The organism is Pseudomonas marincola (genome assembly GCF_900116605.1).
In the GTDB taxonomy this organism is placed as follows: Bacteria; Pseudomonadota; Gammaproteobacteria; order Pseudomonadales; family Pseudomonadaceae; genus Aquipseudomonas; species Aquipseudomonas marincola.
Window position 1 is genome coordinate 444,647 of record NZ_FPBC01000001.1, and the last position, 13,920, is coordinate 458,566.

General features: G+C 57.5%; 12 protein-coding genes and 1 pseudogene. 3 read left to right on the forward strand and 10 right to left on the reverse strand.

What is annotated here, in order from left to right; genetic code table 11:
* Positions 1-29: 29 nt before the first annotated feature.
* From BM395_RS02165 to dinG, 7 genes are all read right to left on the reverse strand, one after another.
* On the reverse strand, positions 30-1,397 hold the full coding sequence (locus BM395_RS02165; RefSeq protein ID WP_069899292.1) for a GntP family permease: 1,368 nt from the start codon (positions 1,395-1,397) through the stop codon (positions 30-32).
* Between the two features lie 141 nt (positions 1,398-1,538).
* Positions 1,539-2,648, reverse strand: a complete 1,110-nt coding sequence (locus BM395_RS02170; RefSeq protein WP_090508717.1) for a sugar diacid recognition domain-containing protein — start codon at positions 2,646-2,648, stop codon at positions 1,539-1,541.
* Positions 2,649-2,703: 55 nt separating this feature from the next.
* Positions 2,704-3,351, reverse strand: a complete 648-nt coding sequence (gene pdxH, locus BM395_RS02175; protein ID WP_090508718.1) for a pyridoxamine 5'-phosphate oxidase — start codon at positions 3,349-3,351, stop codon at positions 2,704-2,706.
* A 104-nt stretch (positions 3,352-3,455) separates the two neighbouring features.
* Positions 3,456-4,121 carry an OmpA family protein gene (locus BM395_RS02180; RefSeq protein WP_090508719.1) on the reverse strand — a complete coding sequence of 222 codons (666 nt, stop codon included), beginning with the start codon at positions 4,119-4,121 and terminating at the stop codon, positions 3,456-3,458.
* Positions 4,122-4,209: 88 nt separating this feature from the next.
* Positions 4,210-5,358 carry a serine hydrolase domain-containing protein gene (locus tag BM395_RS02185; protein WP_090508720.1) on the reverse strand — a complete coding sequence of 383 codons (1,149 nt, stop codon included), beginning with the start codon at positions 5,356-5,358 and terminating at the stop codon, positions 4,210-4,212.
* A gap of 56 nt (positions 5,359-5,414) precedes the next feature.
* Positions 5,415-7,679, reverse strand: a complete 2,265-nt coding sequence (locus BM395_RS02190) for a beta-agarase (RefSeq protein ID WP_090508721.1) — start codon at positions 7,677-7,679, stop codon at positions 5,415-5,417.
* A gap of 72 nt (positions 7,680-7,751) precedes the next feature.
* Positions 7,752-9,896: an ATP-dependent DNA helicase DinG gene (dinG, locus tag BM395_RS02195; RefSeq protein WP_069899304.1), complete on the reverse strand. Its 2,145-nt coding sequence runs from the start codon at positions 9,894-9,896 to the stop codon at positions 7,752-7,754.
* 153 nt (positions 9,897-10,049) lie between these two features.
* Here dinG and BM395_RS02200 point away from each other — a divergent pair, with 153 nt between their 5' ends.
* Positions 10,050-10,514, forward strand: coding sequence for a CopD family protein (locus BM395_RS02200; protein ID WP_090508722.1), 465 nt, complete (start codon positions 10,050-10,052; stop codon positions 10,512-10,514).
* 38 nt (positions 10,515-10,552) lie between these two features.
* On the opposite strand, the gene BM395_RS02205 is transcribed toward BM395_RS02200, so the two are convergent.
* The 3 genes and pseudogenes from BM395_RS02205 to BM395_RS23520 form a co-directional block, all read right to left on the reverse strand.
* On the reverse strand, positions 10,553-11,314 hold the full coding sequence (locus tag BM395_RS02205) for a collagen-like domain-containing protein (protein WP_090508723.1): 762 nt from the start codon (positions 11,312-11,314) through the stop codon (positions 10,553-10,555).
* The gene (locus tag BM395_RS23795; RefSeq protein ID WP_090508724.1) at positions 11,307-11,726 is read right to left on the reverse strand and encodes a DUF1145 domain-containing protein; all 420 of its coding nucleotides are present in this window, start codon (positions 11,724-11,726) and stop codon (positions 11,307-11,309) included. The genes BM395_RS02205 and BM395_RS23795 overlap by 8 nt, the downstream gene beginning before the upstream one ends.
* Before the next feature lie 434 nt (positions 11,727-12,160).
* Positions 12,161-12,514, reverse strand: a pseudogene (locus tag BM395_RS23520) (OmpA family protein); the annotation flags it as partial.
* Between the two features lie 430 nt (positions 12,515-12,944).
* On the opposite strand from BM395_RS23520, the gene BM395_RS02220 reads away from it, so the two are divergent.
* Complete coding sequence (locus BM395_RS02220; protein WP_090508725.1) at positions 12,945-13,442, forward strand: DUF6231 family protein; 498 nt, start codon at positions 12,945-12,947, stop codon at positions 13,440-13,442.
* Between the two features lie 4 nt (positions 13,443-13,446).
* Positions 13,447-13,920 carry a YchJ family protein gene (locus BM395_RS02225; protein ID WP_090508726.1) on the forward strand — a complete coding sequence of 158 codons (474 nt, stop codon included), beginning with the start codon at positions 13,447-13,449 and terminating at the stop codon, positions 13,918-13,920.

The window sequence follows — 13,920 nt, forward strand, 5'->3', positions numbered from 1 at the left end:
CGCCACGCAGGCGCCATAAGTTGGCAGGATCAGAGCAGCACGAAGCTGAGCAGCCAGACGGTCAACATGCCGACGACACCTTGCACCAAAGTCGCCATGGTCTGCGCGCGGTAAGCGGTTGATACCTTCATGCGACTGAACTGGCTCACGACCCAGAAGAAGCTGTCGTTGGCGTGCGACACGGTCATTGCACCCGCGCCGATTGCCATGACGGTGAGTACGCGGCCCATTTCGCTGTCCAGCCCCAGATTACCCAGCAGCGGGGCCACCATTGCCGAGGTCGTGACCAGCGCGACGGTTGAGGAGCCCTGCGCAGTTTTCAAAGCGGCAGCCACGAGGAAGGGCATAAACAAGCCAATGCCCAGCGCCGACAGGCTTTCGCCCAGATAGCTGCCCAGCGGGGTGATTTTCAGCATGGCGCCAAACGCACCACCGGCGCCGGTAATCAACAGGATCGGCGCAGCCGCCTTGAGGCCTTCCGCTACCTGATCGTGGAACTGCTGACGCTTGCCCTCGCCCTTGAGCAGGGTGCAGGCCAGTGCCAAACCAACCAGCAAGGCAACAACTGGCTGACCGAGGAAGTTGAGCAGCGTGAATAAGCCGCCCTCGCCCACGGGCTTGCTTGGAAATGCCGCAACCGAGCCCAGGCAGATCAGCACAATCGGCAGAAAAATCGGCGCAAACGCCTGCCAGGCAGTTGGCAGCGTGCCGTAACTGGCTTTGAGCTGATCAAAGTCGATATCGTCCGCCAGCAGTTCGCTTGGCGCTTCTTCGAGCAGATCATCGTCGGAGCACTTGAGAAAACGATTAGCCCAGAGCATGCCAGCGAGCGCCGTCACCATCGCCACGAACAAGCCAACAGCAATGACTAATCCGAGGGACGACTCAAGGCCCAGATTACCGGCAGCGGCAATCGGCCCCGGCGTTGGCGGTACAAAGGTGTGGGTCGCGTACAAACCGGTCGCAAGCGCCACGCTCATGGCGACCACGGATATTTTCATCCGCGCGGCCAGCGCATTTTTCAGCGAGTTGAGAATCACATAACCGGAGTCACAGAACACCGGGATAGACACCAGATAACCGATGATGCTCATGGTCAGCGTGGGGAAGCGCTCGCCGAGGATGCGAATAACCGTTTCAGCCATGGTAATAGCCGCGCCACTGCGCTCGAGAATCACACCAATGATGGTGCCCAGCACAATGACGATACCGATGTAGCCGAGAATCCCGCCAAAACCTGCGGTGATGGTTTTGACGATTTCAACTGCCGGCACCTGATAGGCAAAACCTGCGAGGAACGCCGCCGCCAATAACGCCAGAAATGGGTGCAGTTTGAGGCGGGTTGTCGAGAGCACAATAAATGCAATCAATGCCACCAGAATTAGAACCAGTACCATGCAAGTCTCCTCGTTGTTGTTATGGGGTTGCCACTCAAGCGCAGCATTGTCGCCCAGACACGCCACACGACGCCCTGTGCACAGGCACTATCGGCACGCTGTCGACCCCGGGCGAAACTGTGCAGACGCACACGCCCGTAATCAGCCTTGCGGTGTCAGTAGCCCCAACCCCAACGATAACTGTAGCCGTTGATCGAAACGAGCAAGCTCGATTCCACTCAACTCCGCGATCCGCTCAAGGCGGTAACGCAAGGTATTGCGATGAATCCCCAGCGCCTGTGCGCACACCTGCGCCTGGCCATCATGGCGGCACCACACACTCAGCGTAGTCATCAAAACACCTGTGCGATCCTGCGCCTGTAATTGCTGCAGCGGCTGTAGCCAGCCTTTGAGCAACCAACTGTTGCGCTGCGAATGCAGCAGTGTGGCCAATCGGTGTTCAGACAACTCCAACAAGCGCTGGCCAGGCAATTGTTCAGCACTGAAAGCCTTTAGCGCCTGCAGTGCCTGGCTTGCCTGACGCAACTCATCCAGATTGCTTACCGGATCACTGACCAGCAGGCGCGCGACGCCCCACTCGCGCTCATCGGCCTGCGCCAACCACGCACGGTCATCGCGCCGGGCACTGTACGGCCGACACCAAAGGACCTCGGTTGCAGACAACGGCGCGCACAGGCAATCACTGATACTGCGTAACGCCGTGAGAATCCGCGCCTGCCCCGCTGCGACCTGATGCGTGGCGTTGAGCTCAAGGACACAGACCTGGCTTGGCCAGTGCAAACTCAGTTGCAGCCGGTCGGCCTCAACCTGCAGGCTGGGCAGGCTTACTTGCGGATCAAACAAGTGGCGCAACCACGCCTCCAGCTGATGACGCTGCCAATCCCGCTCGGCATGCAACTGACGCTGCTCAACCAGCATTTCTGCGGCCATGCGCAGCAGCTCGGCATAGGGCCGGACGATAGCCGGCTCACCGGTAATGCCCAGCACGCCAATTAACTGATCGCCCTGCACCAGCGGTACGTTGACGCCCGGCCTGACGCCGCGCAAACAGGCCGCGGCCTGTTCATCAACTTCAACCATCCGCCGGTTGGCCAACACCAACTGCGCACCTTCGTGACGCGTATGCAGCCGCTGCGGATCACCACTGCCGATGATCATGCCTTGGGCGTCCATCACATTGATGTTGTAAGGCACGATCGCCATGGCGCGATCAACAATGTGCTGCGCCAAAGGCAAATCAAGTTCGAGCATGGAATGTCCTGATTACGGTGACTGACTAACAGCGCGACAGCGTGGCGATGGGCATTCAGGGCGCCAGTCGCTCACGCGCCCATTGGCCATCTTGCAGACGATAGTTGAGCCGGTCATGCAAGCGACTGGCGCGCCCCTGCCAGAACTCAACCCGCTCGGGCAGCAAGCGATAGCCACCCCAGTGCGGCGGACAATGCGGGGCCTTGTCGGCAAATTGCAGCTGAATATTTTCCAGCAGTGACTCAAGTTCGGCCCGGTCCTTGATGACCCGACTTTGTGGTGAAGCCCAGGCGCCAAGACGACTGCCCATTGGCCGCACCTGAAAATAGGCATCGGAATCGGCTGGACTGACGCGCTCGATCTGCCCTTCTATGCGCACTTGGCGCTCCAGTGCCGGCCAGAAAAATGTCATGGCAGCATACGGCCGCGCAGCGAGTTGCTCACCCTTGGCACTTTCGTAGTTGGTGAAGAAGGTAAAGCCGCTGGCATCCAGCCCTTTAAGCAGCAAGACACGGCAATGCGGACGGCCTTGCGCATCAACTGTGGCAAGGGTCATTGCGTTGGGTTCTACGGGGGGTTGTTCAGTTTTCAGCGCATCCGCAAACCACTGCTCGAACAAGCTGAGTGGTTCAAGTGGAGCGTTTTCTTCGCTCAAACCATCGCGGGTATAGTCACGGCGCATATCCGCCAGCGTATGGGTCATTGCCAGAGCCTCCAAAAAGAAGAAGGCCTAGCTTACCCGAGCGCCGCTACGCTGGCATGATCTGTCGCAATGCACTGCCGTTTGCAGTGCATTGCTCAATACATTCAGGGCTTAGCTGGCGTGGTAGGCGTGGTTTTAGCCACAACCTGAACGTTTTCCGGCGTGATCGGCTGATTGTATTTGGCAACCAGTGCCGCCATGGTTTCCTTGGCAGTCAAAACCATCTCGACGCGACGATTCAACGCACGACCAGCCACACTGTCGTTGGCTGCGCGTGGCATGTCCGGGCCCATGCCTTTAACCATCAGACGGTCACTGCGCAGGCCGCTCATGCGGAAAATCGAGGTAAAGGCACGTGCACGTTCCTGGCTCAGGGTGCGGTTCAGCTCCAGCTTACCGGTGCTGTCGGCGTGACCCAGCACCAGAACAGCCATATCAGGATCGGTTTCGAGCAACTTGGCAACCCGGCTGATTGGACCCAAGGATGATGGCATCAGCATGCTTGGACGATCAGGGTTGAATGAACTGTCGACCGGCGCCGTTACCACCAACACAGCGCCCTGGCGCTCTACTTCAAACTTACTGCCTTTAACCGCTTCACGCACTTTCGGTTCGTAATCATCCAGCCAGGCTTTAGCCACTTTAGGGGTCGGCATGGTTGGCTTTTCAGGCGCGGGGGTAAACATTGAAGACAAATCCGGCATCTTCATCCCGGCACAGCCAGTCACCAGCAAAGACAGTGCAACAGGAATAAACTTTTTGATAATCATTGGTATCCACACCTAAAGCAGTAAGTTTGTTATCGGTAGTAAGCGCTAACAGACGACAGGTTCACGTTAGCGCGCAGTTTAGCTGAGGTCACGCCAGACATTCAGCTAACACTGCAGCAAGTTTTTGCGCTCGTGGGTCCATTAAGACGAACGGCCCTAGATTATTTACAACAAAACCAAAAGCAACCCCACTTTGTGGGTCTGCAAAGCCTATGGAGCCGCCTGCACCGGGGTGTCCAAACGCTGAAGCCCCCATACCATACGTGGCATTTGCTACAGCCGGTTGATCCAGCATGCAGCCCAACCCGAAACGCGTTGAAGTCAGCAGGGTCTTATCCTCACCTACCGCGTGCTCACGGGTCAGTTCAGCAAGCATTTCAGGTTCAAGCAAGCTGCCATCAAGTAATCCACTGTAAAAACCGGCCAAACTTCGCGCGTTGCCGTGCCCATTTGCCGCGGGTTGTTGCATGCGTCGCCATTCGGGCTTGTTGGTACTGGTCATGATTGAGGGTGGATTGGCAAATGCCCGCGTGGTTAATGCATTAGGCTCGGTCATCATCACCTTTAACAGGCGTTGCGCGGCGGCATCGCCCATATTGCCTTTGCCACGGGTGATGGTGGCGACCCGGTCAAACTCGCTTTCGGCCAGGCCAACATGAAAGTCGAGACCGAGCGGTTGGCTGATTCTCGCAACTATCGATTCACCAGGCCCGCGCCCATCAACACGACGGATTAATTCGCCCACAAGCCAGCCATAAGTAATGGGGGCATAACCATGGCCATGCCCCAATGGCCACCATGGCTGCTCGGCTGCCAATGCGCTGGTCATAGCGCTCCAGTCATAGAGGGCTTCAGCGGGCAACATCTCGCGCAGGGCCGGCAAACCCGCCTGATGACTGAGCAGGTGACGCAAGGTGATGTGCTCCTTGCCGGCGGCTGCAAATTCCGGCCAGTAGCGCGCAACGGGGGCATCGAGTTGCAATTTGCCTTCCGCAACCAATTGCAGGGCCGTTACAGCGGTGAAGGTTTTGGTGCAGGAAAACAGATTGGCAATGGTGTCTGAATGCCAGGCCTGCTGGCCGTCTTTATCAGCGACGCCAGCCCAGATATCGATAACCGTTTCACCTTCGATCTGCACACACAGGGCGCCGCCGCGTTCCTGCGTGTTGTCGAACAGTTCAGCGAAAGCATCTTTCAGTGCTTCAAATTTGAGATCGAAATAACCCTGAATTTGCATGCGACGTCCTTAAATCGTTTGCCTGACTTTGACCCAATTGGAAACAGCCTACAGGATTATTGGTCATCCGCAGACCGGGCGTCCGGCGTTTCCAGCTGTTTGTATAGCTGCCAGTTGGTTTTGCGCACGGCGTCAACAAAGCCTGCAAAGGGACGGTCGGTGATCGCCACCAATCCCAAATGGCCGTTTTCACCGTCGAGCAAGCGCCCGGTTACTGGCTGATCCAGGTATTGGAACCAATGCGCACCGACGATTACCGGCTCGGCAAAGGCGCGCTGCATAAAGTGCGCGTAGGCCGGCGCCCGTTCCTGCTCTTTATAGACACTGTTGACCCCGGCCCAGAATGGCCCGCGGTCATTCGAGCCAAAGTGGAACTCGGTGATCATCACCGGCTTGTCGAGCGCTGCAAGTGCCTTGAAGTCGTATCCCTGCTGCGGTTCAGGCGCGTAAATATTGAAGCTGAGTACATCACAGTATTTGGCGCAGGCCGCAACGGCCTCCGGCGTGCTGATAGCAAATCGTCCGCCCAGCAACATGTGATTCGGCGCGTGCCACTTCAAAGAGTCGGCGATGGTCTTGAAGTAGGTCTCGGCAAACAGCTTCTGGAAGTTTTGCAGGTCGGCTTCAATGGCCGGGTACTGTTCACTTGGCAAGGGGGCTTCGAAACCCGGGTCTTCCATTAACTCCCAGGCCGGCAACTCGATGCCCCAGGCTTTGGAGAGGCCTTGCTGATTGCGGTACTTATCGCGCAATTGCTTGAGGAATGCACGCTTGGCCGGTACATCGGTGGTCGCCCGCAGGGTGTTGTACGCCAGCGCGTACCGCCCTTTGGGGCCAGCGACCGAATGCGCCCAGGCCAGTTCGTTATCGGCGAAATAGCCCAAGACCCAGGGATCATTGCGATGGTCACGGGCGGCAATTGCGACAGCGCGCTCGGTGGCCATGGCAAAACGCGGATCGAACGGGTCGGGCATGCCGCCCCACCAATCGTCACCGGTGCTGATGGTCTGATAATCGCCACTGATAGAAAGCGGCACGGTGTAGGCCATTCTTTGCGAAGCGCCCAACGCTGGATGGCTCCAGTTGCCAACCGTGTTGAAGCCCCAGCCCTTGAGACGATCAAGTGTGTGAGTCGTCCAGCGTTTGTCATCCAGGCCTTGCGGGCAGGCCGGCGTCGTTGCTGGTGGCTGCGCAGCTTGCTCTGCCGGCTTCGCCTTCTGGCATTGTGCCGTGGCGTAGGTGCGCTCAAGGTTCGCCTGATAGAAGTCGAACCAACGCCCTTGTGCAAAGGCGCGGCCTTTATTGGCGCCGGTATCGGATCGCGAATCAGCGGTGCCGTAATAGCGGTTTAAGGGTTCACCCTGTTCAGGCAGTTTTGCAAACATCTGCTCGCGATTTTCGATGTAGGTCTGGCTCTGGTCCGGGGTCACAGCGTTAACGCCCAAGGAGAAGAATGCATGCCCTTCTGGTGTGACCAGATACCAGCGACCCGCTTTTTTCTCGGTGTGAAAATACCCGGATGCCGTCAGCTCCGGCCCGTTAAGCAGGCCGCCAAACTGATCCACCGTATGCGGCTCACCCAGCCATTGCTTGAGTTGCTCGTGCTCCTTGGCGGCGGCAGCCTGCAACTCCTCAGTCTTTTTGATCTTGCCCGGCCAATCGGCGCGCGTGTATTGGCCAAACTCATCGACTATGGCGGTGTAGGCCGCTTGCTCAACTTTGTCGTCTGTCATCAGACCAGCACGCCCAAGCATGATGCTCTGCGGCGAGTCTGGCTGATCCATAAACAGGGTAACTTTATTGATCTGGCTTGAATCGAGTTCACCCTCAACTTGAGTCGCCAACAGCACTGAATGGCCCGCGTACTTCCACGGCATCGGCGGCGCAGCCCGCATGCCATGTGCGCGCGGTGAATCCGCATGCAATGGCACCACCAAGGTTTGCGCAGGCCCTGCAGGCAACGCAATGCGGGTAACGAGCACCTTGCCATCGGCGCTTTCAATGCGCACGTTGAGGGTCAGCGCCCAATCCATTGCATTCTGCACGCGCAGCGTCAGGCTGGAAGCCTTTGACCAGTCCCAGTGACCGCTGGCGGGTTGCAGGTGCAGACTCGGTTGCTTTTCAGGGGCGAAGACCACCCGCCGCAGAATCTCTCCACCGGCAGCTTCTTCAGCCTGAGACTGGGCAAAGTTGGCCCCGGCGCTTTCCACTCGCAACGCATCGGTTGGGCTAATGAAGCTATACAACGGCTGCTGCCCATCCAGAGCGGCAATCGCCGACGCCGAACACAGCCAGGTAACCACTAACAACATCAAACGCATTTTTACCGCCCTCAGAGTGACCTGCCCAAGACACCAGGCCAAGCAAATGGACAACCGAATGGAGAGGATTACTTAACTTATTTCACGGCGAAATGGCGGCAGCGCATTGAGAATGGCCTTGCCGTAGCGCTGAGTGACAACGCGCCGATCCAATAACGTGATGGTGCCACGATCCTGTTCTGTACGCAGCAGGCGTCCGCAGGCCTGAACTAGGCGCAATGAAGCATCTGGTACGGCGATTTCCATAAATGGATTACCACCGCGCGCCTCGATCCACTCCGCCAGCGCTGCTTCCACCGGATCATCGGGCACCGCAAACGGAATTTTTGCGATGACCACGTGCTCACAATATGCCCCCGGCAAGTCGACGCCTTCAGCGAAACTTGCCAGGCCGAACAGCACGCTGTCTTCACCGCTATCAACACGCGCTTTGTGCTTGTTGAGGGTCTCTTGTTTGGACAAGTTACCCTGAATGAACACGCGCTTGCGCCAGTCCCGCTCCAGCCCGTCGAATACGTCCTGCATCTGCTTACGCGACGAGAACAGCACCAGCGTGCCGCGCGAACCTTCCACCAAAGAAGGCAGATCACGAATAATCGCGGCAGTGTGCGCGGTGGCATCGCGCGGATCAGCCTTGAGATCCGGTACTTTGAGCACACCAGCATCACTGTGATGGAACGGGCTGGGCACAACTGCGGTGACCGCCACCTTGGGCAGACCGGCACGCATGCGATAGCGATCAAATGTACCCAGCGCGGTCAGCGTGGCAGAGGTCACCAGCGCGCCGTATGCCACGTTCCACAGACTGCGACGCAAGGTTTCGGCAGCCAGAATCGGGCTGGCATTGACCTCGATATCGAACAAGGCGCCACTTTCAGCCAGCGTCAGCCAACGCGCCATGGGCGGGCTGTCTTCGGGATCATCGGCGGTAAATGCCAGCCACAACTCCCAATTGCCCTGAGCGCGGGCGAGCAAACTGCCAAACAACGGATACCACTCTTCGGCCTGATGGCTGGCAATGCCAATCTTGGCCTCACCGTCCATAGCCTCTTTAAGATGCTCGGTAACGCCGGTGTACAACTCGGTCAGCTTGGAGAAGCCTTTCTTCAGCTCAACGCCCAGCTCAACCAGATGCTCGGGAACCATGCCGCCGACAAACCGATGGCGCGGCCGCTCGCGGCCTTCCATGTCTTCACCCGGCTTAAAGTCTGCGACCTGCTCACAGGCGTTAAACATGAACTGCTGCTGGGTTTTGATCTCGCGGGCCAGCTCTGGCACTTGCTCGATCAAGCGACCCAGATCACCCGGCAAAGGGTGCTGAGCCAGCAACTTGGTGAGGTTCTTGGCACTCTGCTCCAGCCAGTCAGCGGTTGAGCGCAAACGGGTGAAGTGGGCGAAGTGACCGATTGCCTTGTCTGGCAAATGATGGCCTTCGTCGAACACATAAAGGGTTTCACGCGGATCAGGCAGCACCGCACCACCGCCCAACGCGAGATCCGCGAGAACCATGTCGTGATTGGTGACAATCACGTCAACCTTGCCCATGCCTTCACGCGCCTTGTAGAAGGCACACTGCTGGAAGTTCGGGCAATGACGGTTGGTGCACTGGCTGTGATCGGTGGTCAGTCGCGCCCAGTCATTATCAGCCAGCTCTTGCGGCCAACTGTCACGATCACCGTCCCACTTGTTGCCCGCAAGCTTCTCGATCATCGACGTGAAGAGCTTCTGGCTTTGCTCATCCACATCAATCTTGAAGCCTTCTTCCTCGAACAACTGCGCGGTCGCACTTTGCGCATCGCCTTCCTGCAACAGCAAATCGAGTTTCGACAAACACAGATAACGGCCACGGCCCTTGGCCAGGGCGAAAGAGAAATTGAGCCCGCTGTTACGCATCAGATCCGGCAAATCTTTGTGCACGATCTGCTCTTGCAGCGCCACCGTTGCGGTGGCAATAACCAGCCGCTTGCCCGCCGCCTTTGCAGTGGGAATGGCCGCCAGACAATAAGCCACGGTTTTACCCGTACCCGTGCCCGCCTCTACCGCCACAACTGCCGCGTCGCTGCTGCGCTTGCCTTCGTCATCGGTCTTGATGGTGCCTAGCACTTTGGCTATTTCGGCAATCATCAAACGCTGGCCGTAACGAGGCTTCAACGACTTAGCCTCAAGGAAACGACTATAGGCGCCCTGAATTTGGGTTTTGAGTTCGGTACTAAGCATGATGATCTGAGCGCAAAAGGCTGGATAAATTTTCAGTGTCGGTAAACGGCCGCTATCATAGCGCGCTAATTGATCCAGTGCTGGGCTGCGTGCAAATCGAGCCGCCCAACAGTAGGTTTTTTTTGCAACTTGAGCTGTACACAGGAGCTACAAATGACCGCTTATTCAGCGCTCTATGCATTACATGTGCTGGCCGCGATGGTCTGGGTGGGCGGTATGTTTTTCGCCTGGATGATTCTGCGCCCCGCTGCTGCCGGGGTGTTGGCAGCGCCGGAACGCCTGCAGTTGTGGCAGGAAGTATTTCGCCGGTTCTTTCTCTGGGTCTGGGCGGCGGTGCTGATTTTACCGATTGGCGGCATGGGCATGCTGCATATGCGTTTCGCGGGCTTTGATACTGCGCCGCAGTACGTGCAAATCATGATGGGTTTGTTCATTGCCATGCTGGCGCTGTTCCTGCGCATTCAGCTGCTGCAACTACCAGAACTGCGCAAGACGATTGCCGAACAGAACTGGAGCGAAGCCGGCGCCGCGCTGGCGCGTATTCGCAAGGTTGTGGGTATCAATCTGATTCTGGGCCTGCTGGTCGTCAGCATCGCCGCTATTCGCCCAAGCTTTTAAGGCCGGACCGGCAAGCGCAGCACTTGCCGGTCAACTGATCAGAAGCGCACCAGATCCATCGAGCCATCCGGGCCCGGCAAGCCGGCTTGCCCGGAACGGCCCGCTTGGCCAGCCTTGGCACCCTGCGCACTGTAAATCCAGCATCCCTCATCCATCGCCTTGGCGCCGCCCTGCCCAGCTTCGCCGGCTCTACCGCCAGAACCGCCTTCTAGGCGGGTGAGAATATGCTCGGCAGGGAAATCCTGCGGCACTTCGATACGAACCTTGCCGCCCGCCGCGCCGGTTTGGCCATCACTGCCGTCACCACCATCAGCGCCGCTCAGCGACTGCCCCCAGAGACAACCGCCCGGTTTCCCATTGGCACCATGCAGGCCATTAAAGCCGGGAGAGCCGGTGCCCCCACGCGCATCAATCAGCAATGATTGCGTCACGACGCGCTCAAGTCGCACGGTTAGCGTACGCCCGGCAATCGCCGGTTTTAACGCTGTGCCAGGCGCACCGCGAGCGGTGATTTGCGCGCCCGTGGCGATCTCGCCCTGCAGCACATGCAGATAGAACGGCTGCTGGCTGGCAGCAATCGCAATGCGCCCCTCGGGCTCAAGCAGCAGCTCGCTGACGCGCACTTCGGTCACGCTCGCCGGCACCATCAAGGTGGCGTGCTCGCCAATATGCAGCCGCTCGATTTCCAGCACCTGAGCGCTGGGCGCCAATTGCAGCATCGAATTGGCGGCGACATGAATCAGCGCCTGCGCCGATGCCAGCGGGCTGGCCAGCGCCAGTAAAAACAGTGCGCTACGCATGTTTGGGCTCCAACTCAGGTTCAATCGACAACGCCAATTGCTGCGGCTCAGCCTCTGCATGCTGAGAGTCGGCGGTGTCTGCCACAGCTTGCGCTTCAGGTTCAACGGGAACTGGCGTTGCTGCCTCAACGGCGGTCGCAGCCGCGGGCACTGGTGCGGGTGCTGGAGGGAGCGTCAGTGCATGAAAAACGCCGAACAAAAGAACCTGCAACCGTGCAGAAAAGGGCGCGGCAGTGTTCTTGATGCGTGCGCTGAACCAGCGCAACTCCAGGATGTGCAGGAGCAGTACAAAGCCACCGGCGAAATTGAGCAAATCGGCAAAAGGTTGCGCAACCGGCTGCAGCCAATTACCTGCAACAACTGCCCAAAAGGCCACAGTCAGGAGCTTTCCAAGCCCCATAAGCACTTTCATTGATGCCCCCACCGCTAGTTATTTGCCCGCACATTAACCGCTTTCGCACTGCCGGGGAAAGCCTCCCACACCGACGCGAGCAGCCAGATAATTCGCCTAGAGATTGAATTATGACTAATTGGCAAATTTGCCAATCACGTCACATATCAAACAGGCTGTCATCGTCAGTTGCAGCGTGAAACGAACAACATTTCTACGCCCACACAAAAAACCGCCAATTGGCGGTGCATTGAAAATAGCTGGATTAACTTGTGATCGAGCCTGCGCCCGTACGATGTGCAACCACTCGCAAGGAATCCCACAGGTACCCGACTTACGCCGAGTACCTGTGAGCAAGTCTGCGGCAGACATCTTGCAGACATTTTTTCTGAGACTCGCAGCCTACAAACGGCCCTTGGCAGTGCATAAACTGCCAAGAACCTGTCTAACGTCGCTTAAGGCTGAGCTTCCACTGCAGCTTCTACACGACGGTTGATTGCGCGGCCTTCGGCAGTCGCGTTATCCGCAACTGGACGGCTTTCACCGTAACCCACCGAATCAACACGGGTTGCGCCCACGCCATACTGTTGAACCAGCACGTCACGAACGGCACTTGCGCGGCGCTCAGACAGTTTCTGGTTGTAAGCATCGGTACCCACCGAGTCAGTGTGACCTTCTACAACGGTAGAGGTTTGTGGGAACTGAGTCATGAAGTCAGCCAGGTTCTTGATGTCGCCATAGCTTTCTTCTTTAACCTGAGCCTTGTCGAAATCGAACTTAACGTCCAATTCAACGCGTACAGGTTCTGCAGCTGGTTCTTCTTCTACGACAACAACTTCTTCAACCATCGGCTCTGGAGGAACCGCGCCATGCACCCAGCAATACGCTGCAGCCAGACCAGCACCCACTGCGGCGCCGCCACCAGCCCATGCAGAGCTTTCAATCGCACCCAAACCTGCACCGCCGATACCACCGACAATGGCGCAAGTTGGCCAATCTGATTTTTGAATCCCTGCGCAGCCTGTTAGCAATGTTGAGGCCAAAATCAGGGGTACTGCTTTCCTTGTGATGCTCATAGACAAAGTCTCCTGTTATTAATCGGCCAAAAACCGATATATGGATTAAAGACGCCAGCTCTAAATTCCACAAGATCGGATTTACACAGATGTGCATAACATTCAGCTATAGGACAAAAGTCGCCCTCGGGGTAGTCTTTGCCAATAACTTCGAGGTTTTTGCATGACACTGAGCCCATCATCGCGCTCGCCGTTACAGGCGATCGCCGCGCTATTAGAGCGCTACAGCCCGAAACGCCTGCTTCTGATCGGTGCCAGCGAGCTACCAGCAGTTACTGCTTTCAGCGAAGCTCATCCTGACTGCCAGATTTGCCACACCCAAACCGTGCCATTGCCAAGCGACATTGCCGGACAGCGCTTTGATCTGGCCCTGGTCGTCGATTGCCTCGAACACCTGAGTAAACGCCAGGGCTTAGAGCTGTTGGGCGGTATTCGCAACCTCAATGCCAGTCGAATGGCGGTGCTGGTCGACCTTGATGCAAGCGAATGGCAAGAGACCGATATGTTTTCGCTGGCAATGCAGGCCAGCGAGCAATTTCAACGCGACTCGCAAACGCTGACCCTGTTTACCTACGACTTACTCGACTACAAACAGGTACCGGACTGGCTCAATGCCAAGTTCTGGGCTAATCCTGAAAATTTCGGAAAGTACTGGTGGTAAGCCTATGAACGCAAGCCCAGCCTGCCCATGCGGAAGCGGCAGTTCACTGAATGAATGTTGCGGCCACTTACACTCAGGCACCGCAGCGCCCAGCGCATTGCTGCTCATGCGATCGCGCTACAGTGCTTATGTATTGGGGCAAATTGACTATTTAATCGCGACCACCCTGCCCGCCCAGCAGGCGCAGCTTGATCGCCAGTCCATCAGCGACTGGAGCTTGAGCAGCACGTGGCTGGGTCTGGAGGTTGAGTCGAACGAGGTGCTGGGCGGGCAACCTGAACATGCGTTCGTCACGTTCAATGTGCGCTGGCATGACAACACGGGCGAACACAGCCACCGCGAGCGCTCAGCGTTCGTTCAGGTTGGCGAAAAATGGTATTTCATCGACCCGACTGTTGAGCTCAAGGCCGGTCGCAACGACCCGTGTCCCTGTAGCAGTGGGCAAAAATTCAAGAAGTGCTGCGCACCCTTCATTTGA